The sequence below is a fragment of the Pseudomonas sp. GW821-FHT05D12 genome, assembly GCF_059419825.1.
This window is the reverse complement of the sequence record NZ_JBWKSN010000008.1, coordinates 139874-160852: the sequence shown is the minus strand read 5'-3', so window position 1 is coordinate 160852 and position 20979 is coordinate 139874. Positions and strand designations below refer to the sequence as shown.

Below are 20979 nucleotides of genomic sequence, written 5' to 3'. Positions count from 1 at the left end.
GAGATACACCATGAAAACTACAATGGCTCTCAAACCACTGGCTTTCGCTCTCGCTGCGCTCATGGCTGTTGCTGCTCAAGCGGGTCAACCTCCCCATGGTGGTGGCGGCGGTCCACAACCAGCCCCTACCACGGCTGCCGCGACGACTACAGATGGTCAAAGCAACCACTCCAACGTGGTGATCAACGACAAAACCAAAAACAACGCTTCGGCCAATGACTCCTACAACCACATCAGTGGCGTAGCGAACGGCAACGTGCTGAGCGGTGACAACAACCAAGGCAAAAACCACGTGGCCATCGTTTCCGGCGATGCCGACTTCGTGTTCGCCAGCACCGGTACCGCACAATCGAACACCGGCAACTTCGTGCTCAACAGCGGCACCAAAAACAACGCGTCGCTCAACGACAGCGGCAACAACTCTTCGGGCGTCATCCAGCTGAACGCCGCATCGGGCACTTCCAACCAGGCCAGCAACAGCGTTGCAATCGCCTCGGGTAATGGCGACGGCGGTGCTGCATCCGCAGTCGGCGTGCAGGATGTGTCGGGCAACCTGACCCTCAACCTGAGCAGTGGCCATGGCTGGAGCGCCAAACCAGTGGTCAACAACGCCAGCGTGAACAACTCGATGAACTACAGCTCCGGGGTGTCGAACTCCAACGTTCTGTCGGGTAGCAACAACCAAGGTCAGAACAACGTAGCAATCACTCGCTTCTGATCCTGATAGGGCCTTGGCAACAAGGCCCTTTTTTATTCCAGTGTCCAACAGGTCATACGATCATGCGCCTCGTTGCCCTCTTCCTGCTGCTAGCACTCACCGGCCCGACCTGGGCGGGGCAAATGGCCGTGGTCATGCCCGGTGGTGGGTTGATCTACAAAAAGGTCGAGAGCATCCGCGAGCGCAAGTTCGCCAACCTGGTGGAACAGAAAACCGATTTCAGTTGTGGCGCCGCCGCACTGGCCACCATCCTGCGCCAAGCGTACTGGATGGACGTGGATGAAGAGCACGTGATCAAGGGCATGCTGGTCAACGCCGACCAGGACCTGGTGCGTACCCAGGGCTTTTCCATGCTCGACATGAAGCGCTACCTGGAAAGCATCAACATGCGTGCCAAGGGCTACCGGATCACTGCGCAAGTGCTGCTCACCGTGAAAGTGCCTGTGGTCGTACTGCTGGATATTCGCGGCTACAAGCATTTCGTGGTCATGCAGCGCGCCGATAAGGACTGGGTGTACATCGGCGATCCCGTACTGGGCCACAAGCGCTACGCCACGGACGATTTCGTCAAAGGCTGGAACGGCATCGTATTCGCCGTGCTGGGTGAAGGCTACGACAAGGCCAATGCCCTGCTCGACCCGCCCACGCCACTGACCGCCAAGAACCAGCTGAACGAATTCAGCCCGGTACGCGACAGCGAACTGATGGACTTCGGTTTTATCCAGAGCGACTTCTTCTAGAAGCGCAATAAGGAGCAGGACGCTCCAGGAGCAGACGATGAACACTCTCGGTTGGCTGACGGTCATGTGCCTGACAGCCTCAGCACCTGTTTATGCTTCGTCGGCGTTCAAGCCGATCGAGCTCAAGGATTCAGAAATGGCCGACCTGCGCGGCCGCTACGTGATGCCCGGGCGAATCGTGAGCTTTGGCATCGTCATGAGCAGTACCTGGACCAACGCCGCCGGTGCCACCGTCACCGGCACCGCCAACATGCAAGTCAACGCTTCCACCATCACCCCGCAGTTCTATGTGCAGATCACCGGCAACGATGGCAACGGCGTGATCCAGCAGCCCAACGGCACCGGCACGGTCGTCGGTGGCGCCGGCCTGGGCACCGGCCAAGGTGTTGTGCAGAGCGTACGTGCCGCCGGTGACGGCAACACGGCCACCAACGGCGTCGATATCAACGTCAGCAAGAACGGCTTGGCGCCCGCCAACTTCGTCCAGTCCGGCCAGGCCTTGATGGCCGGCCAGCCGATTACCGGCGGCACCGCAGCGGGCCAGGTCACAGTCACCGCCAAGAATGGCGGGTTGCAAATGGCCCTCCAGGCCAATAACAACCAAGGCAATGTCGTGCAGCAAATTGGCGGCGGCAACGTGCTGCAAGGCACGATCATCCAAGGCAACAGCAACTTCGTGAACAACCTGACCCAGCTCAACGTGGTGCTGGGCAACAACGGCCTGAACAACATCACGCAAAACCTCAATCTGGATCAACTCAAAGGCCTACGCCCTGCCGGTTATTGAACTACGCTGAGCCACGACACTTACGCATTAGAAAGGGACGGCTTACTTCATGCATCGATCTTTATCGTTACGTGCCGTGGTTTGTTTGAGTACGCTCCTGCCTGCAACGATGCTGTATGCAGCGCCGGACGCCGATATTGAATCGCTGAAACAGGAACTGCTGGAGCTCAAGCAACGCTACGAAGTGCAACAAAAGGCATTGGCGGTATTGGAACAAAGGGTGCGACAGGTAGAAGACCAGCCCGCGACGCCTGCGCCCAAGCGCCTGGCCAAGTCGCCCGCCGACTTCAGTAAAAGTACCTCCGTGGCCGGTGCGCCCGGCGTCGGTGCCGCGGCGGCATCGGGCGGTGCCGGCGGCGGCGGCAGTTCCTATGGGCAAAGCCTCAAGGACGACTCGGCCCCCGCCCAGAGCGTGAGCAACCTGTACAACGAGGCCAGTGGCTTCTTCGGCAACGGCAAGTTCAGCTTCGAAACCGGCATCACCTATGCCCGCTACGACGCCCGCCAGTTGTCCCTCAACGGCTTCCTGGCGCTGGATTCGATTTTCCTCGGCAACATCAACCTCGACCGGATCAAGTCCGACAGTTGGACCCTGGACCTCACCGGGCGCTACAACCTGGACAATCGCTGGCAATTCGACCTGAACGTGCCGGTGGTGTACCGCGAGTCGACCTACCAGTCCGGCGGCGCCGGCGGCAACTCGAATGCCACCTCGGAAGGGACAGTGACCCGCGACCCGACCATTGGCGACGTCAACTTCGGCATTGCCTACAAATTCCTCGACGAAAGCGCCAGCCTGCCGGATGCGGTGGTGTCGGTGCGCGTCAAGGCGCCGACCGGGCAAGATCCGTATGGCATCAAGCTGATCGAACAACCGGGCAACGACAACCTCGCCGTACCGGAAAGCCTGCCGACGGGCAACGGGGTGTGGTCGGTGACGCCGGGCATCTCCCTGGTCAAGACCTTCGACCCGGCCGTGCTGTTCGGTTCGTTGTCCTATACCCACAACTTCGAGGACTCGTTCAGCGATATCAGCCCCAACGTCAACCAGAAAATCCCCGGCAAGATCAGCCTGGGTGACAGCTTCCAACTCGGCGTGGGTGTCGCCTTCGCCCTCAACGAGAAGATGAGTATGTCGTTCTCCGTCTCCGATCTGGTGCAACGCAAGAGCAAGGTCAAGCAGAGCGGCCAGGACTGGCAATCGGTGGTCTCCAGCGACGCCAACGCCGGGTACTTCAACGTGGGCATGACGATTGCAGCCTCGGACAACCTGACGATCGTGCCGAACCTGTCGATCGGCATGACAGACGATGCGCCGGACTTTACCTTCAGCCTGAAATTCCCGTACTACTTCTAAGCAAACCATCGCCGGCAAGGGATGGAAAACCCACAAGGAAAAGCCCCGCCACGATAAGGGTCGTTGCGGGGCTTTTCGGTTTACCCGCCCTAGCGGATCTGGTGTTTGTGCAGCAACCGGTAGAACGTGGGCCGGGAAACCCCCAGCACGCGGGCCGCGACACTCAGGTTGTCGCTGTGCCGGTTGAGCACATCGCACAGCGCCTGACGCTCGGCGCGGTGCTTATAGTCTTCCAGTGTAGCCATCGGCAACGAAATTGCCTGTTCACCCTGCAATCCCAGATCAACGGCCTCGATCTGCCGCCCTTCAGCCAGCACCAGGCCACGACGCACGCGGTTGGCCAGCTCGCGGACATTGCCCGGCCAAGGGTGCTGCCCCATCGCTACCAGCGCGTCTTCACTGAAGCTGCGCGGTCGCCGTCCGGTTTCCTGGCTGTAGAAGCGTGAAAAATGATTGGCCAGCATCGCCACATCGCCATGCCGCTCACGCAGCGGCGCAGTGACCACTTGCAACACATTCAGCCGGTAATACAAATCTTCGCGGAAGGTGCCCTTCTCGACCGCGGCCTCAAGATCGACGTGCGTGGCGGCCAGCACCCGCACATCCACCGCAATCGGCTGGCTGCCACCGACTCGCTCGATCTGTTTTTCCTGCAGGAAACGCAGCAAATTGGCTTGCAGTTCCATCGGCAGGTCGCCGATTTCATCGAGGAACAAGGTGCCACCGTTGGCCGCCTCGATACGCCCGACCTTGCGTTGGTGGGCGCCGGTGAACGCGCCCTTCTCATGGCCGAACAATTCCGATTGGATCAGGTGCTCCGGGATCGCCCCGCAATTGATCGCGACAAATGGCTTGGCGTGGCGCTGCGATTGACGGTGCAGGGTCTTGGCCACCAGCTCCTTGCCGGTGCCGCTGTCCCCACGGATCAGCACGGGAGATTCGGTCGGCGCCAGCTTGGAGAGCAATTTGCGCAACTCGCGGATCGGTCGACTGTCGCCCAGCAGTTCGTGCTCCGGCTCATCCACCTGGGTGTGGCCTTTGCCACGCAGGCGCGCCATGCCGAAGGCGCGGCCCAGGGTCACCTGTACGCGGGCGACATCGAAGGGCAAGGTATGGAAGTCAAAAAACCATTCGCAGACAAAGTCTCCGACATTCTGCAGGCGCAATACGTCCTGGCTGAGCACCGCAATCCACTCGGTGCCGCTGCGGCCGATCAGCTCCTTGACCGCCTCGGGGCGCTCCAGGTGATAGGGCTGTAAACGCAACAGGCCGACGTCGCAGGACCGATCGCCGACGGACTCCAAGGCACAGCTGTCGACCTCCCATCCGGCCGTGCGCAAGCCGGGCAGTAGCCCGTGACAATCGTCACACGGGTCGACCACAAGCAAACGGCGCTGCACGGGTGTAACAATCATGACTATTCCTTGGCGTCAAAATTGTTAAAGTTATTTTAAAACAACGGTTTGTGACGCTTGGGGCTAACACTAGCAAGGTCTTGACGCAGCGCTTGGACCGTTTTGCTATAAGTCTGGGCAAAAAGCCACTTACCGGTCTCTGCCGGCAAAAAGTTGCGCGCCGTGGAAACTTTCATTCAGCTTTCAAAACAGCCGCTTACATGACGTTAATCAGGGAAAGTTAAAAAATCTTGCTCTAGCATGTGACCCGTACCCCGTCATCGTGCATCAGTACAAGTAACCCGCCGTTTGGCTCGCCCAACCAACGGCATTCACTTGAATGGGCAATGAGAGAGAAGACCCACATGAACGCCCCGCTCCGCATCAACGAAGCTCTTTTGATCGCAGACCGTGCTTTCCAGCCCTTTCAGTGCGTGGCCTGGCACGATGGCAACGGCGCCCTCAGCCTGAGCGTCATCGACCGCACCAACACCCGTATTGGCAGCAAACAATTGTCGTCGAGTGCATATACCGACCCGGCGCAATTGGAAAACCTGTTGTTACAGGCTCGCGCCGAACTCGATAAAGACGGTCACCAGTTGCAATCCTGGGCGATGCCGAAGTAAGTCGAGAGTAACTTGCGCTCATTAACGGTGTGACACACCCTTCATGAGCGCAAGTTCAGCCTTTATTGCGCGGCCAGAATAAACCGTTCAATAGCTTCGGCCGCGCCGTCGTCAATATTGCTGCCAGTGACCACGCTGGCTTGGCGCTTGACGGCTTCTTCTGCCTGGCCCATGGCAATCGACAACCCGGCCACTTGAAACATGGCCGGATCATTGCCGCCATCGCCGATGGCCGCCGTCTGCTCCAGGGGCACGCCCAGGTGCGCGGCCAGGGTCTTGAGCGCCTCGCCCTTGTTGGCCAGCATGGCCGTCACGTCGAGGTACACCGGCTGCGACCGTGACACATGGGCCAGCCCTTGCACCTTGGGCTGCAACTGCGCTTCCAGCTCAACCAGCAACTGCGTGTTGTGACTGGCAGCGACAATCTTGTCGACCCGGTCCAGGTACGGCTCAAAACTCTCCACCACCACGGGTCCATAGCCCAGGCCGTCAGCTTCGCGCTGCTCCATCGGCCCTGGCGAGTCACGGCGCAGCCAGTCGCCGTCGGCGAACACCCAGACTTCCACGTCCGGCTCGCTCGAAAACAGCGCCAGGGTCACCAGCGCCGCCTCCGCCGGCAGATGGTGGGCCACCAGGATGCTGCCATCCGGGTTGATCAGCGTACCGCCATTGAAGCCCGCCACCGGCACATCGATGCCAAAGGTCTCGATCAGTTGCAGCATGGCCTTGGGCGGTCGCCCGCTGGCCAGGCTGAAATGAACGCCGGCGTCCCGCAACGCGCGCACCGCATCGGCGGTGCGCTGGCTCAGGCTGTGGTCGGGGTGCAGCAAAGTGCCGTCGACGTCACTGAGGATAAAACGGATGGGATGAATCGCGGCATCACTCATCCGAGGCTGTGCCAGGCGTGGCCATCACGGGCCAGCAACGCATCGGCGGCTGCCGGGCCGTCTTCGCCTGCCTTGTAGGTCTGGATCCCGTCATCTTCCTTCCAGGCATCGAGGAAAGGCTGCACCGCACGCCAGCCGTTCTCGATGTTGTCGGCACGCTGGAACAAGGTCTGGTCACCGGTCATGCAGTCGTAGATCAGGGTTTCGTAGCCTGTCGACGGTTGCATCTCGAAGAAGTCCTTGTAGGCAAAACCCAGCTGGATGTTAGCCATGTCCAGGGCCGGCCCAGGCTTTTTCGCCAACAGGTCGAACCACATGCCCTCATTGGGCTGGATCTGGATCTTCAGGTAGGTGGGCTTGAGCTCATCGACCTCGGTATCACGGAACTGCGCATACGGCGCCGGCTTGAAGCAGATCACGATTTCAGTATCACGCACGCTCATGCGCTTGCCGGTGCGCAGGTAGAACGGCACGCCGACCCAGCGCCAGTTGTCGATCATCACCTTGAGGGCGACGAAAGTCTCGGTGCTGCTGTCAGGGGCAACGTTGGCCTCTTCGCGATAGCCGGGCAGCGACTTGCCGCCGATCTCGCCGGCGGTGTACTGGCCGCGCACCGAGTTGGCCCGGGCTTCCTCGAGCGACCAGGGACGTACCGCGCCGATCACCTTGGCCTTCTCACCGCGCACCGCATCGGCGCCAAACGCCGCCGGCGGTTCCATGGCGACCATTGCCAGCAGCTGGAACAGGTGATTGGGCACCATGTCGCGCAGGGTCCCGGTTTTTTCGAAGAAATTGCCGCGGGTCTCGACGCCGACGGTTTCGGCAGCGGTGATCTGCACGTGGTCGATGTAATGGTTGTTCCAGAACGCTTCGAACAGCACGTTGGAGAAACGGCTGATCAAGATGTTCTGCACCGTCTCCTTGCCCAGGTAATGGTCGATGCGATAGATCTGCTTCTCGCTCATCACCTTGAGCAGGCTGGCGTTCAGCGCTTCGGCGGTGGCGAGGTCGGAGCCGAAGGGCTTTTCGATCACGACGCGGCGAAAGCTGTCTTCAGTTTCGGTCAACAGCCCGGCACTGCCCAGGCGCTGCACCACGTCACTGAAGAAACGCGGCGCGGTGGCCAGGTAGAACACCGCATTGCCGGTGCCACTGTCGGCAATTTTCTTGCCGATGTCGGCGTAGGTGCTGTCGTCGAGAAAATCCCCCTCGACGTAGCTGATGCCCTTGGCCAGTTGCGCCCACAGTTGTGGGTCGAGGGCGTTATCGCCATTGCCCTTGACCTTGCTGGCGGCCTCGGTGCGAATGAAATCCTCGAGCTTCTTGGCGAAGTCGGCATCGCTGATGGCGTTGTGATCAACGCCGACGATGCGCAAGCCGTCGCCCAGCAACCCGTCGCGACTGAGGTTGTACAGCGCCGGCATCAGCAGGCGCTTGACCAGGTCGCCATGGGCGCCAAACAGAAACAAGGTGGTGGGTGGAGCGGGTTCGGCCTTGGTTTTTTTGCCGTTGGCGGTCATTTTTTGGAAGTCTCCACGTGACCACCAAAGCCGAAGCGCATGGCAGACAGCATCTTGTCACCGTACGTGCTCTGCTGGCGCGAGCGAAAGCGGGCGAACAGCGAGGTGGACAGTACCGGCACCGGCACCGCTTGTTCCATGGCCGCTTCGATGGTCCAGCGACCTTCGCCACTGTCGGCCACGGAGCCGGAGTAGCCGTCGAGTTTCGGATCGGTTGCCAGGGCATCGGCGGTCAGGTCCAGCAGCCACGACGACACCACGCTGCCACGGCGCCAGACTTCGGCGATATCGGCGACGTTGAGGTCGAAACGCTGGTCTTCCGGCAGGTTTTCCGAGTTCTTGGTCTTGAGAATGTCAAAACCTTCGGCGAACGCCTGCATCATCCCGTACTCGATGCCATTGTGGATCATCTTGACGAAATGCCCGGAACCCGCAGGGCCGGCATGGATGTAGCCGTGCTCGGCGCGGCTGTCGGCGCTGGCGGAACGGTCCTTGGTCCGCGGGATGTTGCCCAGGCCCGGCGCCAGGCTGGCGAAGATCGGGTCGAGGCGCTGCACGGTCTCGGCGTCGCCGCCGATCATCATGCAATAGCCACGTTCCAGGCCCCAGACGCCACCGGAGGTGCCGACGTCGACATAGTGCAGGCCCTTTTCCGACAAGGCCTTGGCACGGCGCACGTCATCCTTGTAGTTGGTGTTGCCGCCGTCGATGATCACATCGCCGTCTTCCAGCAGCTCGCTCAATTCATTGATGGTGTTTTCGGTCGGGTCGCCTGCCGGCAACATCACCCAGATCGCGCGCGGCTTCTGCAGCCCGGCGACCAAGGCTTTCAAGTCGGCAACGCCGGTGGCGCCCTCCTCGCTCAACCCTTTGACAAATGCTTCGTTACGGTCGTAAACAACGGTGGTATGCCCATTGAGCATCAGGCGCCGTGCAATATTCCCGCCCATGCGGCCTAGTCCGATAATCCCCAGTTGCATGTGCTGATGCTCCTAACTGCTAAATAAATGTGTGACATAGTTTATAGCGCAATGAGGCTAATGAGGGTTAGTCCAGAGCGGATCCGTGTAGTTTCATGACAAAAAGTTGCCATCACTTCAGCATCACGACACAAAAAGTCACACGACCGCCAAAAATAAAAAAGTTCCATTGCCCGCAAAAAGAATTCAGAATTGTCCCGACTGCTGCCGAGAACCTCGACTCAAGCGTTCTGGCACACCGCGACACACCGGCTATTTGCGAGGTAAGCAATGAGCACTGCACAGATGACCCGTCCTCCACAGACCCTCTACGTCTCTATCCGTCGCGACGAGCTGCGCCAGTTGAAAGACGAACGCGAGCTGCTGCAGCAGGAAGTCATGCGCCTGCGTGCGCACATCATTCAAGCTCAGCTGGATCAGCCTGCTGGCGCACAGCCTGCGCTCTGCTAAGCCCGGTCATCGCTTTGTAAGATAACCGCTACAAAAATCTCACAAAGTTTTCACACGCCCCTCCCGATACTCCCGCCCGAACGGCCACCCCATTCCAGGGTGGCCTCTGTTGCGCGCAGCCCTGCGCGTCGACTGCAGCATTATCGGGTTGGAGCGCTGGATGGCTATGTTCAAACGCAGCACTAAGTCTGCGAAAGGCTTTGATTGGGCCGGCCTTGCCTGGCTTTTCGTGTTTTTCTGGTACTTCTCGGGTATTACCCAACTGCTGATCCAACTCAGCGGCACCTCCGGCTTCAGCGGCTTTCGCCAAGCCTTCTTCATGAGCGCGATCTGGCTCGCCCCCCTGCTGATTTTCCCGCGCTGCACTCGCTTGCTTGCTGCCCTCATAGGCGTGGTGCTGTGGGCCTGCTCCATGGCCAGCCTGGGCTATTTCTTTATCTACCAGCAGGAATTTTCCCAAAGCGTCATCTTCATCATGTTCGAGTCGAACATCTCTGAAGCCGGCGAGTACGCCACCCAGTATTTCGCCTGGTGGATTGTGCTGGCGTTCATTGCCCACACCGCCGTGGCGGTTTTCCTCTGGACCCGCCTGCGCCCGGTGTACCTGCCGCGCGGCCAGGCGCTGCTCGCGGCGACGGCGATCCTGGTGGCCATCGTCGGTTACCCGCTGGTCAAGCAGATCGCCCGCAGCGACACCCTGGACGACGCCATCGACCGCTTCGAATCGCGCATCGAACCCGCCGTGCCGTGGCAGATGATCGTGGCCTACCGCCGCTACACCGAGCAACTGGACAACATGCAGGGCATGCTCGACAGCGCGAGCCAGATCCCGCCACTGACCAACCTCAAGGACACCATGGCCGGCCAACCCTCGACCCTGGTGCTGGTGATCGGCGAGTCCACCAACCGCCAGCGCATGAGCCTCTACGGCTACCCGCGCAACACCACCCCGGAGCTGGACAAGCTGCGCGATCAACTGGCGGTGTTCAACAACGTCATCACCCCGCGCCCCTACACCATCGAGGCGCTGCAACAGGTGCTGACATTTGCCGACGAGGAAAACCCGGACCTGTACCTCAAGACCCCGTCGATCGTCAGCGTGATGAAACAGGCCGGCTACAAGACTTACTGGATCACCAACCAGCAGACCATGACCAAGCGCAACACCATGCTCACGACCTTTTCCGAACAGGCCGACGAGCAGGTGTACCTGAACAACAACCGCAACCAGAACGCCCGCCAATATGACGGCGACGTGCTCGCGCCGTTCTCCAAGGCGCTGGCCGACCCGGCCGAACGCAAGTTCATCGTGGTGCACTTGCTCGGCACCCACATGAGCTACCAGTACCGCTACCCGCCGACGTTCGACAAATTCACCGATCGCCAGGGCGTACCGGCCGGCATCAGCGACGATCAACTGCCGACCTACAACAGCTACGACAACGCGGTGCTGTACAACGACTTCGTGGTGTCGAGCCTGATCAAGGACTACGCCAAGACCGATCCCAATGGCTTTTTGCTGTACCTGTCGGACCACGGCGAAGATGTCTTCGATTCGGCTGGCCACGACACCCTGGGGCGTAACGAAGGCAAGCCGACGGCGCCGATGTACACCATTCCGTTCATGGCCTACGCCTCGCCAAAATGGCGTGAAAGCCACGACTGGAGCTTCGCCGGCGACTTGCAGCGCCCTTACAGCAGCTCGCAGTTGATCCACACCTGGGCCGACCTGGCCGGTCTGAGCGCCAAGGAACTGGACCGCAGCAAAAGCCTGGTCAGCGACAGCTTCAAGCCACGCCCGTTGATGATCGGCAACCCGTACCTGCGCCCGCAAAAGCCGCTGATCGACTTCAGCCTGATCAAGCCGAAAAAGGTCAATCCTACGGATGTGGTCCTGCAGGAATCCTCAGGCTTGTAACAGAAAGATAACAATCATTCTCGTTTAAGCCTAAAGTTCACCGCCTCCTTTCGTCTTTGAGCCAAGGCCTTCCCTTTCCGGGGTGGCCGCAAAGACGACAAGGAGTCTGCCGCGATGATCGCGCCTTTTACCCGTTCCATGACCTTCACGCTCGGCCTGTTCAGCGTGGCTATGAGCCCGGACCTCTGGGCTGAAACCGACCCCGAGCCAAACAAGACCCTCGAACTGGGCGCCACCAGCATCACCGCTGAAGGCCTGGGCGCCACCACCGAGCACACCGGCGCCTACACCACCGGCTCGATGAGCACCGCCACCCGCCTGAACCTCTCCGTCAAGGAAACCCCGCAGTCGATCTCGGTGATCACCCGCCAGCAGATGGATGACTTCAACCTCAACACCTTGACCGAAGTACTGCGCCAGACCACCGGGGTCAATGTGCAGCACAATGACTCCGACCGGGTGTCGTATACCTCCCGCGGCTATAGCATCACCAATTTCCAGATCGACGGGATGCTCAATACGTTCGGCTACATGAAGACCGACGGCGACACCATCATCTACGACCACATTGAAGTGGTGCGCGGCGCCACAGGCTTGACCACCGGCGCCGGCGACCCTTCCGCCACCGTCAATATGGTGCGCAAACGCCCTACCGCCCACTGGCAGGCGAAAACCGGGATCAGCGGCGGCAGCCATGACAACTACTACAGCTACGTGGATGTGGGCGGCCCGCTGGCATTCGACGGCAAGCTGCGCGGGCGTAGCGTGCTGGCCTATCGCGACAGTCAATCATTCCGTGACCATTACGCGCTGCAACGCGCGGTCGGTTACGGGATTCTCGAAGGCGACCTGTCGGACGATACCGTGCTCGCCGTAGGCTTCGACTACCAGGACAAGGAAGTCCAAGGCACCTCATGGGGCACCGTGCCGTACTGGAACAGCCAGGGCGGCAAGGCCAAGCTGCCGCGCTCGACCAACATGGCGGCGCACTGGAGCTCCTGGCCGCTGACCGACAAGACCGCCTTCGCCACGCTCGACCATCGCCTGGGCGGCGACTGGCACGTGAAGGCCGCCTACACCCATCGCCAGAGCGACACGGACGGCAAGGTGTACTACGGTGGCGCGGGCTTCCCCAACGACGATCGCAGCGGGATGCAGGCGTGGGCCAGCCACATGCGCGGCACCTCGAAGATGGAGGCGATCGACCTCAACCTGGCCGGCAGCTATGCGCTGCTCGGCCGCGAACACGCGTTGATGATGGGCTATGGCGAGGCGGCGCAGCGCGATGCCTCGCCCTTCATGCGCAGGGGTACCACGCCTGACGGCTACAACACGATTGATGACTGGAAATACATGGGCGGGATCGGCAAGTTCCCCGACACCGTCACCGACCTCAAGGGCGAACACGGCAGCAAGGAACAGAAAGCCGGCTACCTGGCCACGCGCCTGAGCCTGACCGACCGCCTGCATGCAGTACTGGGCAGTCGCTATGGCAGCTGGCAGCAGAAAAGCGCCACGCCCGAGTACGACGCCAATGACCAGCTGACCGTAGCCGGCAAGACCTCCCAGACCCACAATGATATGTGGACGCCCTACGCCGGGCTGCTCTACGACGTAACGCCGGTGTACACCGTGTACGCCAGCTACACCGATATCTTCAAGCCGCAAGGCCTGCGCGATGCCAACAAGAAGTACCTGGAACCGGTGGTGGGCAGCAACTATGAGGTCGGCCTCAAGGGCAGCCTGCTGCAAGAGCGCCTGAACGTGGCGGCGGCCTATTTCTGGAGCACCCAGGACAACGTCGCCGAGCGGGACTACTCCGTCGCGCCGAACCCGGTCACCGGCGAGGAGTTCTACAAGTCGGGCGGCAAAGGCAACAAGGTCAACGGCTTTGAGCTGGAGGTCGCCGGCGAAGTCATGCCCGATTGAAACCTGACGGCAGGCTACACCTATACCCACTCGGTCAACGGCACGGACAAGCGCAACAACACCGGCCAGCCCTTGAACCTGCTGAAGGTGTCCAGCGCCTACCGGCTACCGGGCGCGTGGCGCAAGCTGACGGTGGGCGGCGGTGTGAACTGGCAGAGTGAGATTTATGATTTCAGCAACCGGCCAACGGGCGAGCGCGATGGCCGAGGTAACTTGATCACCACCCGGGCGAAAATCACGCAACAGGCCTACACCGTGGTCAACCTGATGTCGCGCTATCAATTCGACGACCATGTTTCGGCGTCGCTTAATATCAACAACGTATTTGATAAAAAATATTACGAAAGAGTCGGCTTTTATAATGGCGTTTACTGGGGCGACCCGCGCGCCGTCACCCTTGCGCTGGACTGGCGGCTTTAACCGTGGAATCCAACATTAACGAAATCGTTAACTTTGCATCAGCGTCACGTTAACTCCCACTTAATAAGATCGCTGCATAGTCGCTCCATGAATCTGATCAAGGAGCGACCGGATGCCGATCACTCTTAACGGGAACACTGCCATGAAACTCTCCACCCTGATGCTTGCCAGCCTGATGACCCTGACCTCCGCCGCCGCCTTTGCCGAAGGCGGCTCGGAGCGCTCGAAGGAGTTTTACAACAACTTCACCTTCATGCAGCAAAAGACCCACGGCACCACCGAACAAACCGCCTCTGCCGACGGCAAGGACTTCAAGAAAGTAACGGCAGAACAATCCACCGACGAGAAACAACCGAACAGCTGATTCAACCGCACTCTCCTTTGTCATTCCGCTCCTGTGACCAAGGCTAACTTGGCGCCATTTAATGGCGCCTTTTTTTTGCCTGTTGGTTATTACAGCGCCTTGCTCCAGAACAACATGCGGCCATACGCCGGATCAAACTTCGAATCATCAAAGCCAAACTTGCGGTACGCCGACTGAGCCACCGCATTGCCCTCAAGCACCTCCAGGGTGATCTTGCAGCAGCCCCGCTGGCGGGCAATTTCCTCGACCTTCTGCAGCATTTTCTGACTCAGCCCCAGGCCACGAAACGCGCTCATCACCGCCACATCGTGGACGTTGACCAGCGGGCGGCAGGCGAACGTGGAAAACCCTTCAAAGCAATTCACCAGGCCCGCGGGCTCACCGCCGACAAACGCCAGCACACTGAACGCATGGGGACGCTTGGCCAGTTCAGCCGGCAGCTGTTCCAACAGGTCGGCGGACAGGCTATGGCCGCCGCCCATCGGGTCTTCGGCGTAATGGTTGAGCACACGGCCAATGGCGTCGGCGTGCACGGGGTTGGTGTAGCTGGCTTGCAGCACCAGGATATCCGGGGTTTCCATTGCCTTCCTCGATCGCGACTACAAGGGAATCGTCTCCCTTTGGAGGTCACGATTGTAAGCGTGGCGTCGGCTCCAGATGAAGGAGATTAACTACAAATCTGCGCCTGAAAGTGCGAAGAGTCTGCGATTAAAAAAGCCCAATCCGTCAGTTGCGCGAGATTTTCGTACAGGCGTTAGCCAAAGCGCTGCAGCTGCATTTCCTGCAACCGGCTCAGGGTACGGCGGAAGGGAAACGCCAGGTAGCCTTCGGTGTACAGGCTTTCCAGCGGCACTCGGGCCTCAATGAACAACGGCACCTTGCGGTCGTAACACTCGTCGACCAAGGCGATGAAGCGGCGCACGCTGTCATCGTGCACCGACAACTGCGGCAACTCACGATCACCGGCGACCACGCGCTCGGCGCCATCTTCGGTGCCACGGGCAATGCGCCCCGGACGCGTCTGTGCGCTCAAGTTGGGCACCTCGCCCAGCAAAATCACTTTGAAGCGATCGCAGAGCAGCATGAAGTCCATCGCCGCCAGGGGTTGCTCGCACAGGTCGGCATAGCGACACCAGAGCACACGGTCACTGAACTGCACCGTGGCGATGCTGCGGTGGCCGACAGACACTGGCCCGCTGTGCACCGCCTGCCCTGCGGCCAGTTGGTTGAATACGCCGGCCAGTGCATCGGGCTGATTCACCCAGTAGCGCTGCAGGCCAACCCCTGGGTGCAGGCGATGATCCTCGGCGCCCGCCACCGCGACCACCTGCAGGTACTGCTTGAGTGCCGCGATACCCGGCAGGAATCGGTCCCGGTTGAAGCCGTCGACGTACAACTGGTCGGGCGGCTGGTTGGAGGTGCAGACCATCACCACGCCCTCCTCGAACATCACCTGGAACAGGCGGCCAAGGATGATGGCATCACCGATGTCATTGACGAACAACTCGTCGAAGCACAACACCCGCACGTCCCGGCTCAGTTCGCGTGCCAGCGCCTGCAGCGGATCGTGGGTGCCGGTGAGCTGGAACAGGCGCTGGTGCACCCAGCCCATGAAATGATGAAAGTGCTGACGCCGCGCCGGCACCTGCAAGGTTTGGTAGAACTGGTCCATCAACCAGGTCTTGCCACGGCCCACCGGCCCCCACAGGTAAATCCCCTGGATCGGCGCGCGGCCTTGATGCAACGCCGTATGGCAGGCTTGCAGGGCGTCCACCGCGCGGCGCTGGGCAGCGTCGACGACGAAACCCTGCTGGGTGATGGCGTGTTGGTAGGCAGTCAGCGGCGAGTCGAAAGTCATGCCCGCCAGTATGACTTACAGCGAGATATCCAGCCGCGAAATCTTGCCCTGCTCATTCAGGCGAAAGGTGTAGCGCAGTTCCAGCGGGCTGCCGGGGAAATTGCCCGAGACCACATTGCTGACCAGCACTTTACCGGTGCGATGCTGCACCTTGAGCACTTCGACCCGTGGCTGGTAGCGCCGCCCGGTGTCCTCCATCCAGCGTGCAATGGCAGCGCTGCCGACTTGGTGCTGGCCTTCGTCGAAGACATTCGCGTCGTCGGCAAAACACTGGGTGATGGCTGCGGTGTCGCGGGAATTGGTCGCCGCGATATAGGCCGCGATGGCCGGGGCCAATTCAGGCATGGACATGGCAAAGCTCCTTTTTGAGTGGTTGTAGGGCCATGCTAAGCCAGGGTTGTGTCAGTTTTTGTCAGGAGTGAACGGACCTTTTTCATGCGGCTCCATCAGCTTGCGCCAGGCCCGCAGCCAGTCACTGCGTCGCCCCGGATAGCGCCCGCCGCTCTCGCGAGCGCTGGCCACGCGGTCGGTGCGAAAGGTCCGATAGGCACCACGCAATTCACACCAGGCGACGATCACCCGTACCTCATTGAGAAAGCCCAGGGCCAGCGGCCAGATCAGGCGCTCGCTGTGGGTCTGGCTGGCATCGGCGTAATCGATCTGCAGCTTGGCCTGGTGCCTGATGGCCTCGCGAAACACATCCAGCGGCACGCGGTTCTCCGGGTAACCGAACCCGGGTGGCCCCGGCAGTAAAGTGGGGTTGCGCAGCGCCTCCTGGGCGGCCGGGTCGAGCACGTCGGCGATTTTCGCCAAGGCATTGGCGGCGGCGCGGCTGAGCACATCGTCGCCACGCTGGTCCACATACCGCAGGCCCAGCACGATGGCCTCGGTTTCCTCGGCGTTGAGCATCAACGGTGGCAGGAACAACCCACTGCGCAGCACGTAGCCGACCCCCGCCTCGCCGAAAATCGGCGCGCCCAGCGCGGTCAATTCGGCTATATCGCGATACAGCGTGCGCTCGGACACCTCCAACTGCGCCGCCAGCACAGCAGCAGTTACCGGGCGCTTCTTGCCCCGCAGGGCCTGCAACAAGGTCAGTAGACGAGTAGTGCGCGACACGTTGATCCCACCGAACAAACAAAAGTGCCGCAGCTTACCAGAGCCCCCTGTCAGTAAATGTCAGCAGTAAAAAGCCTCTTGACCGTATAAATTATCGCGATCATATTAAATACATGTTTCCAAACATGTAAGACACATCACTGCCTCTGGAGTCCTTGTATGCGCAATAAAGTCTTTGGCCGCCGTAGCGGTCTGCAGGTATCTGAGCTGGCCCTTGGCACCGGTAATTTCGGTACGGGCTGGGGCCATGGCGCCGAGCGCGATGAAGCCAAGGCGATCTTCGATGGCTACCTTGAAGCCGGTGGCAACTTCCTCGATACCGCCAACGGCTACCAGTTCGGCCAGGCCGAAAAGCTGCTGGGGGAATTCATCGCCAGCGAGCGCGACAACTTGGTGGTGGCCACCAAGTACACCCTGCGCACCCAACCGTCCGATGAGGGCACGATCAGGCTCGGCAACAACCGCAAGAACCTGGTGCGCGCGGTCGAAGAAAGCCTCAAGCGCTTGAACACCGACCACATCGACCTGCTCTGGGCGCACATGAGCGACAACGTCACGCCCATGGAAGAGATCCTGCGCGGCTTCGACGACCTGGTGCGCGCCGGCAAGATCCACTATGCCGGCCTGTCCAACTTCCCGGCCTGGCGCATTGCGCGCGCCGACCTGCTGGCTGAAGTGCGCAACTTTGCGCCGATCATCGGCATCCAGGTGGAATACAGCCTGGTCGAGCGCACCGCTGACCGCGAGCTGCTGCCAATGGCCGAGGCGCTGGGCCTGGGTGCCACATTGTGGTCGCCGTTGGGCGGCGGCTTCCTGACCGGCAAGTACCGAGAAAGCCAAGGCGACACCCGCGCGAGCAAAATGGGGATTCTGGTCCACGCGGAAAAAAGCGCGCGCGAAACCGCCGTGCTCGACACCCTGCTGGCCGTCGCCGCTGAACTCGACGCCACCCCGACCCACGTCGCCATCGCCTGGCTGCGCGAAAAGGCGCGACGCTCGACCACGGCGTTGATCCCGATCCTCGGCTCGCGCACGCGCGCACAACTGGACGCCACCCTGGGCGCATTGAGCGTGCACCTGTCGGCCGAACAGGTCACCCGCCTGGACACCGCCAGCGCCATCCCGCTGGGCGTGCCGCACGGCATCATTGCCGAGCGTTTTCCTGTCGATATCGGCGCGGATACACCTCGACCACCGGTAATTTGAAGCAAAAAAAAACGGCCTATACAGGCCGTTTTTTTATTCAGGCGATTCAGGCAAGGCTCTTGCTGACCACCTCGAACACATCACTCGACAACTCACCCGAGCCACGAATGCGCTCCAGCTCCGCCTTCATCAGCGCCTGGCGCGCGCTGTCGTATTTACGCCAGCGCGTCAGTGGCGCCAGCTGGCGCGAAGCGATTTGTGGGTTGAAGCCGTTCAGCTGGATAACCAGGTCCGCCAGGAAGCGATAACCCGAACCGTCCGCCGCGTGGAAGTTGATCAGGTTCTGCCCGGCAAAAGCGCCGATCAGCGCGCGCACCTTGTTCGGGTTCTTGAAATTGAACGCCGGGTGCTCCATCAACGCCTTGACCCGTGCCAGCCCGCCCGGCAACGTGCTGCCGGCCTGTACGCTGAACCACTGGTCCATGACCAATGGGTTGTCCTTGAAGTTCTCCGCGAACACCGCCAGCGCCTGGGCTTTTTCCGCTTCGAACGGCGAATTCACCAGCACTGCCAGTGCGGTGAGGCGTTCGGTCATGTTGTCGCTGGTGTCGAACTGATCTAGCGTCGCCGCCAGGACTTCTGGCTTGCCGCTGAGCATCAGGTACGACAACGCGATGTTCTGCAGGGCACGACGGGCGAAGTGCTCGGCGGCCGCGACATACGGCGTCTGCTTGGACAGCTCGCGATTGGCCTGGTAACGCAGCCACAACCCTTCGAACAGATGGTCGGCCAGTTGCTTGCGGGCAAATTCGCGCGCGGCGTGGATCGCATCGACATCCGCCACCTCGCTGATTTCCGTCAGGTAGGCTTCGCTCGGCAGCGAGAGCATCTCGGCGACCATGGCCTGGTCCAGGGATTCATCGCTCAAGACGGTGCGCAGCGCGTCGATCAGGCGTTGGTCCAGCTTCAGCGGCTGGCCCGCCTGATGCTGGCCGATCAGTTCCTGCAGCACCTGCACCGACAGTTGCTGGCCGGCATCCCAGCGGTTGAAGCCGTCGCTGTCGTGCTGCATCAGGAACATCAGCTGGTCGCGGTTGTACGGGAAGCTCAGCTTCACCGGGGCCGAGAAGCCACGCAACAGCGAGGGCAACGGCTGTTCGGCGATATCGACGAAGGTGAACGTCTGCTCGGCTTCGGTCACCGAGATCACGCGGGAGGTGGCGCCAGCCGTCGCTTCACCGGCCAGGCGCAAGGCGATACCGGCGCCCTTGGCGTCCAGCAGGCCCAGCTCCACCGGAATCACAAACGGCAGCTTCTCGACCTTGTCCGGGGTTTGCGGGCAGCTCTGGCGGAACGTCAGGCTGTAGGTCTTGGCCGCGGCGTCGTAGGACTCGCTCACCGCCAGGCGTGGCGTGCCTGCCTGGCTGTACCAGCGCTTGAACTGGTTGAGGTCGGCGCCGTTGGCGTCTTCCATGGCCTTGATGAAGTCGTCGCAGGTCACGGCCTGGCCGTCATGGCGTTCGAAATAGAGGTCGCTGCCTTTGCGGAAGCCTTCGGCGCCGAGCAAGGTGTGGATCATGCCGACCACTTCCGAGCCCTTTTCGTACACTGTCAGGGTGTAGAAGTTGGAGATCTCGATAAAGCTGTCCGGACGTACCGCGTGGGCCATGGGGCCGGCGTCTTCGGCGAACTGGTGGGTCCGCAGGTACGCCACGTCCTGGATGCGCTTGACCGTGGCCGAGTTCATGTCGGCCGAGAAACCCGAGTCACGGAACACGGTGAAGCCTTCCTTGAGCGACAGCTGGAACCAGTCGCGGCAGGTCACGCGGTTGCCCGACCAGTTGTGGAAGTATTCGTGGGCGACGATCGCCTCGACCCGCTGGTGCGCGGCGTCGGTGGCGGTTTCGGCGCGGGCCAGCACGGCACTGGAGTTGAAGATGTTGAGGCCCTTGTTCTCCATGGCCCCCATGTTGAAATCGTTCACGGCGACGATCATGAAGATATCGAGGTCGTACTCACGGCCGTAGGTTTCTTCGTCCCAGCGCATGGATTTTTTCAGGCTGGTCATGGCGTGCTGGCACTTGTCGATATTTTCCGGCTCGACATAAATGCGCAGCGCCACTTCACGCTGGGTCATGGTGGTGAAGCTGTCTTCGACGCACCACAGGTCGCCGGCCACCAGGGCGAACAGGTACGCCGGCTTCTTGAACGGGTCCTCCCAGGTCGCCCAGTGACGGCCATCCTCACCGGGGCCGCTGGCGATCGGGTTGCCGTTGGACAGCAGGATCGGATAGCGATGTTGCTCGGCGATCACCGTGGTGGTGAAGGTGCTCATCACGTCCGGGCGGTCGAGGTAGTAGGTAATCTTGCGGAAGCCTTCGGCCTCACACTGGGTGCAGAACATGCTGCCGGATTTGTACAGGCCTTCCAGCGCGGTGTTGGTCTCCGGGTGGATGCGCACGCTGGTGTCGACCGTGAAGGTTTCGCGGGTCGGGTGCAGCGTGAGGTGGCTGTCGGTCAGTTGGTAATCAGCGGCCGTCAGTTCCTGGTCACCGAGGTTGACGGTCAGCAGCTCCAGTTGCTGGCCATCGAGTACCAGCGGCGGCAAGCCGGCGCCACGCGCAGGGTTGCGGCGCATCACCAGCTGCGCGTGGACCAGGCTGTGGTCCTCGAACAACTCGAAGGTCAGGTGCGTCTCTTCGATCAGGTAGTCCGGCGCCTGATAGTCCTTCAGGTAAATCATCTTCGGTTGTTCGGTGCGCATGG

Annotated in this window: 18 protein-coding genes and 1 pseudogene; 10 read left to right on the top strand and 9 right to left on the bottom strand. The window is 60.9% G+C overall.

The features are described 5' to 3' along the window. Positions 1-10: 10 nt before the first annotated feature. The 4 genes from fapC to fapF all read left to right on the top strand — a co-directional run bounded on the left by fapC (position 11) and on the right by fapF (position 3602). Positions 11-718 carry an amyloid-like fimbrin subunit FapC gene (fapC, locus tag AC07SI_RS16950; RefSeq protein WP_495006127.1) on the top strand — a complete coding sequence of 236 codons (708 nt, stop codon included), beginning with the start codon at positions 11-13 and terminating at the stop codon, positions 716-718. 62 nt (positions 719-780) lie between these two features. Beyond that, positions 781-1458: a fibril amyloid maturation endopeptidase FapD gene (gene fapD / locus AC07SI_RS16945; RefSeq protein ID WP_065906508.1), complete on the top strand. Its 678-nt coding sequence runs from the start codon at positions 781-783 to the stop codon at positions 1456-1458. A 37-nt stretch (positions 1459-1495) separates the two neighbouring features. Beyond that, complete coding sequence (fapE, locus tag AC07SI_RS16940) at positions 1496-2245, top strand: fibril amyloid subunit FapE (protein ID WP_201144173.1); 750 nt, start codon at positions 1496-1498, stop codon at positions 2243-2245. 49 nt (positions 2246-2294) lie between these two features. Further along, positions 2295-3602, top strand: a complete 1308-nt coding sequence (gene fapF, locus AC07SI_RS16935; protein ID WP_495006126.1) for a fibril amyloid transporter FapF — start codon at positions 2295-2297, stop codon at positions 3600-3602. Positions 3603-3691: 89 nt separating this feature from the next. Here the strand turns inward: fapF and AC07SI_RS16930 are convergent, their stop codons facing one another. Continuing rightward, positions 3692-5017 carry a sigma-54 dependent transcriptional regulator gene (locus AC07SI_RS16930; protein WP_065906501.1) on the bottom strand — a complete coding sequence of 442 codons (1326 nt, stop codon included), beginning with the start codon at positions 5015-5017 and terminating at the stop codon, positions 3692-3694. Between the two features lie 344 nt (positions 5018-5361). Here AC07SI_RS16930 and AC07SI_RS16925 point away from each other — a divergent pair, with 344 nt between their 5' ends. Then, complete coding sequence (locus tag AC07SI_RS16925; protein WP_065906499.1) at positions 5362-5622, top strand: hypothetical protein; 261 nt, start codon at positions 5362-5364, stop codon at positions 5620-5622. A 62-nt stretch (positions 5623-5684) separates the two neighbouring features. On the opposite strand, the gene AC07SI_RS16920 is transcribed toward AC07SI_RS16925, so the two are convergent. Genes AC07SI_RS16920 through gnd form a run of 3 tightly spaced genes read right to left on the bottom strand, consistent with a single transcriptional unit; the run spans position 5685 to position 9009 of the window. After that, a complete protein-coding gene (locus AC07SI_RS16920) occupies positions 5685-6509 on the bottom strand; it encodes a Cof-type HAD-IIB family hydrolase (protein ID WP_065906497.1) in 825 nt (274 codons plus the stop codon). Then, entirely contained in the window at positions 6506-8029 is a 1524-nt protein-coding gene (gene zwf / locus AC07SI_RS16915) for a glucose-6-phosphate dehydrogenase (RefSeq protein ID WP_065906496.1), read from the bottom strand. The genes AC07SI_RS16920 and zwf overlap by 4 nt, the downstream gene beginning before the upstream one ends. Further along, positions 8026-9009 (bottom strand): phosphogluconate dehydrogenase (NAD(+)-dependent, decarboxylating), encoded by a 984-nt coding sequence (gnd, locus tag AC07SI_RS16910; RefSeq protein ID WP_065906492.1) that lies wholly within the window; start codon positions 9007-9009, stop codon positions 8026-8028. The genes zwf and gnd overlap by 4 nt, the downstream gene beginning before the upstream one ends. A gap of 270 nt (positions 9010-9279) precedes the next feature. Here gnd and AC07SI_RS16905 point away from each other — a divergent pair, with 270 nt between their 5' ends. From AC07SI_RS16905 to AC07SI_RS16890, 4 genes and pseudogenes are all read left to right on the top strand, one after another. Continuing rightward, a complete protein-coding gene (locus AC07SI_RS16905) occupies positions 9280-9459 on the top strand; it encodes a DUF6026 family protein (RefSeq protein WP_256595109.1) in 180 nt (59 codons plus the stop codon). A gap of 160 nt (positions 9460-9619) precedes the next feature. Then, complete coding sequence (locus AC07SI_RS16900) at positions 9620-11377, top strand: phosphoethanolamine transferase CptA (RefSeq protein ID WP_495006125.1); 1758 nt, start codon at positions 9620-9622, stop codon at positions 11375-11377. A 114-nt stretch (positions 11378-11491) separates the two neighbouring features. Beyond that, a pseudogene (locus AC07SI_RS16895) lies at positions 11492-13726 on the top strand (TonB-dependent siderophore receptor). 142 nt (positions 13727-13868) lie between these two features. Further along, positions 13869-14090, top strand: coding sequence for a hypothetical protein (locus tag AC07SI_RS16890; protein WP_065906738.1), 222 nt, complete (start codon positions 13869-13871; stop codon positions 14088-14090). Positions 14091-14179: 89 nt separating this feature from the next. On the opposite strand, the gene AC07SI_RS16885 is transcribed toward AC07SI_RS16890, so the two are convergent. The 4 genes from AC07SI_RS16885 to AC07SI_RS16870 all read right to left on the bottom strand — a co-directional run bounded on the left by AC07SI_RS16885 (position 14180) and on the right by AC07SI_RS16870 (position 17067). Beyond that, positions 14180-14671, bottom strand: coding sequence for a GNAT family N-acetyltransferase (locus AC07SI_RS16885; protein WP_065906481.1), 492 nt, complete (start codon positions 14669-14671; stop codon positions 14180-14182). Positions 14672-14844: 173 nt separating this feature from the next. Continuing rightward, positions 14845-15948, bottom strand: coding sequence for a cell division protein ZapE (gene zapE, locus AC07SI_RS16880; protein WP_495006124.1), 1104 nt, complete (start codon positions 15946-15948; stop codon positions 14845-14847). Between the two features lie 15 nt (positions 15949-15963). After that, complete coding sequence (locus AC07SI_RS16875) at positions 15964-16299, bottom strand: nuclear transport factor 2 family protein (protein ID WP_065906474.1); 336 nt, start codon at positions 16297-16299, stop codon at positions 15964-15966. Between the two features lie 51 nt (positions 16300-16350). Continuing rightward, positions 16351-17067: a helix-turn-helix transcriptional regulator gene (locus tag AC07SI_RS16870; protein WP_065906736.1), complete on the bottom strand. Its 717-nt coding sequence runs from the start codon at positions 17065-17067 to the stop codon at positions 16351-16353. A 159-nt stretch (positions 17068-17226) separates the two neighbouring features. On the opposite strand from AC07SI_RS16870, the gene AC07SI_RS16865 reads away from it, so the two are divergent. Continuing rightward, a complete protein-coding gene (locus tag AC07SI_RS16865) occupies positions 17227-18273 on the top strand; it encodes an aldo/keto reductase (RefSeq protein ID WP_106804168.1) in 1047 nt (348 codons plus the stop codon). A gap of 46 nt (positions 18274-18319) precedes the next feature. On the opposite strand, the gene pepN is transcribed toward AC07SI_RS16865, so the two are convergent. Continuing rightward, positions 18320-20977, bottom strand: coding sequence for an aminopeptidase N (pepN, locus tag AC07SI_RS16860; RefSeq protein WP_495006123.1), 2658 nt, complete (start codon positions 20975-20977; stop codon positions 18320-18322). Positions 20978-20979: the final 2 nt, after the last annotated feature.

Coding starts and splice junctions, on each gene's coding strand:
- AC07SI_RS16930 (WP_065906501.1), bottom strand. CDS start 5,017: ATGATTGTTACACCCGTGCAGCGCCGTTTGCTTGTGGTCGACCCGTGT.
- fapE (WP_201144173.1), top strand. CDS start 1,496: ATGAACACTCTCGGTTGGCTGACGGTCATGTGCCTGACAGCCTCAGCA.
- zwf (WP_065906496.1), bottom strand. CDS start 8,029: ATGACCGCCAACGGCAAAAAAACCAAGGCCGAACCCGCTCCACCCACC.
- fapD (WP_065906508.1), top strand. CDS start 781: ATGCGCCTCGTTGCCCTCTTCCTGCTGCTAGCACTCACCGGCCCGACC.
- AC07SI_RS16890 (WP_065906738.1), top strand. CDS start 13,869: ATGAAACTCTCCACCCTGATGCTTGCCAGCCTGATGACCCTGACCTCC.
- AC07SI_RS16920 (WP_065906497.1), bottom strand. CDS start 6,509: ATGAGTGATGCCGCGATTCATCCCATCCGTTTTATCCTCAGTGACGTC.
- AC07SI_RS16875 (WP_065906474.1), bottom strand. CDS start 16,299: ATGTCCATGCCTGAATTGGCCCCGGCCATCGCGGCCTATATCGCGGCG.
- gnd (WP_065906492.1), bottom strand. CDS start 9,009: ATGCAACTGGGGATTATCGGACTAGGCCGCATGGGCGGGAATATTGCA.
- fapF (WP_495006126.1), top strand. CDS start 2,295: ATGCATCGATCTTTATCGTTACGTGCCGTGGTTTGTTTGAGTACGCTC.
- pepN (WP_495006123.1), bottom strand. CDS start 20,977: ATGCGCACCGAACAACCGAAGATGATTTACCTGAAGGACTATCAGGCG.
- zapE (WP_495006124.1), bottom strand. CDS start 15,948: ATGACTTTCGACTCGCCGCTGACTGCCTACCAACACGCCATCACCCAG.
- AC07SI_RS16865 (WP_106804168.1), top strand. CDS start 17,227: ATGCGCAATAAAGTCTTTGGCCGCCGTAGCGGTCTGCAGGTATCTGAG.
- AC07SI_RS16885 (WP_065906481.1), bottom strand. CDS start 14,671: ATGGAAACCCCGGATATCCTGGTGCTGCAAGCCAGCTACACCAACCCC.
- AC07SI_RS16905 (WP_256595109.1), top strand. CDS start 9,280: ATGAGCACTGCACAGATGACCCGTCCTCCACAGACCCTCTACGTCTCT.
- fapC (WP_495006127.1), top strand. CDS start 11: ATGAAAACTACAATGGCTCTCAAACCACTGGCTTTCGCTCTCGCTGCG.
- AC07SI_RS16900 (WP_495006125.1), top strand. CDS start 9,620: ATGGCTATGTTCAAACGCAGCACTAAGTCTGCGAAAGGCTTTGATTGG.
- AC07SI_RS16925 (WP_065906499.1), top strand. CDS start 5,362: ATGAACGCCCCGCTCCGCATCAACGAAGCTCTTTTGATCGCAGACCGT.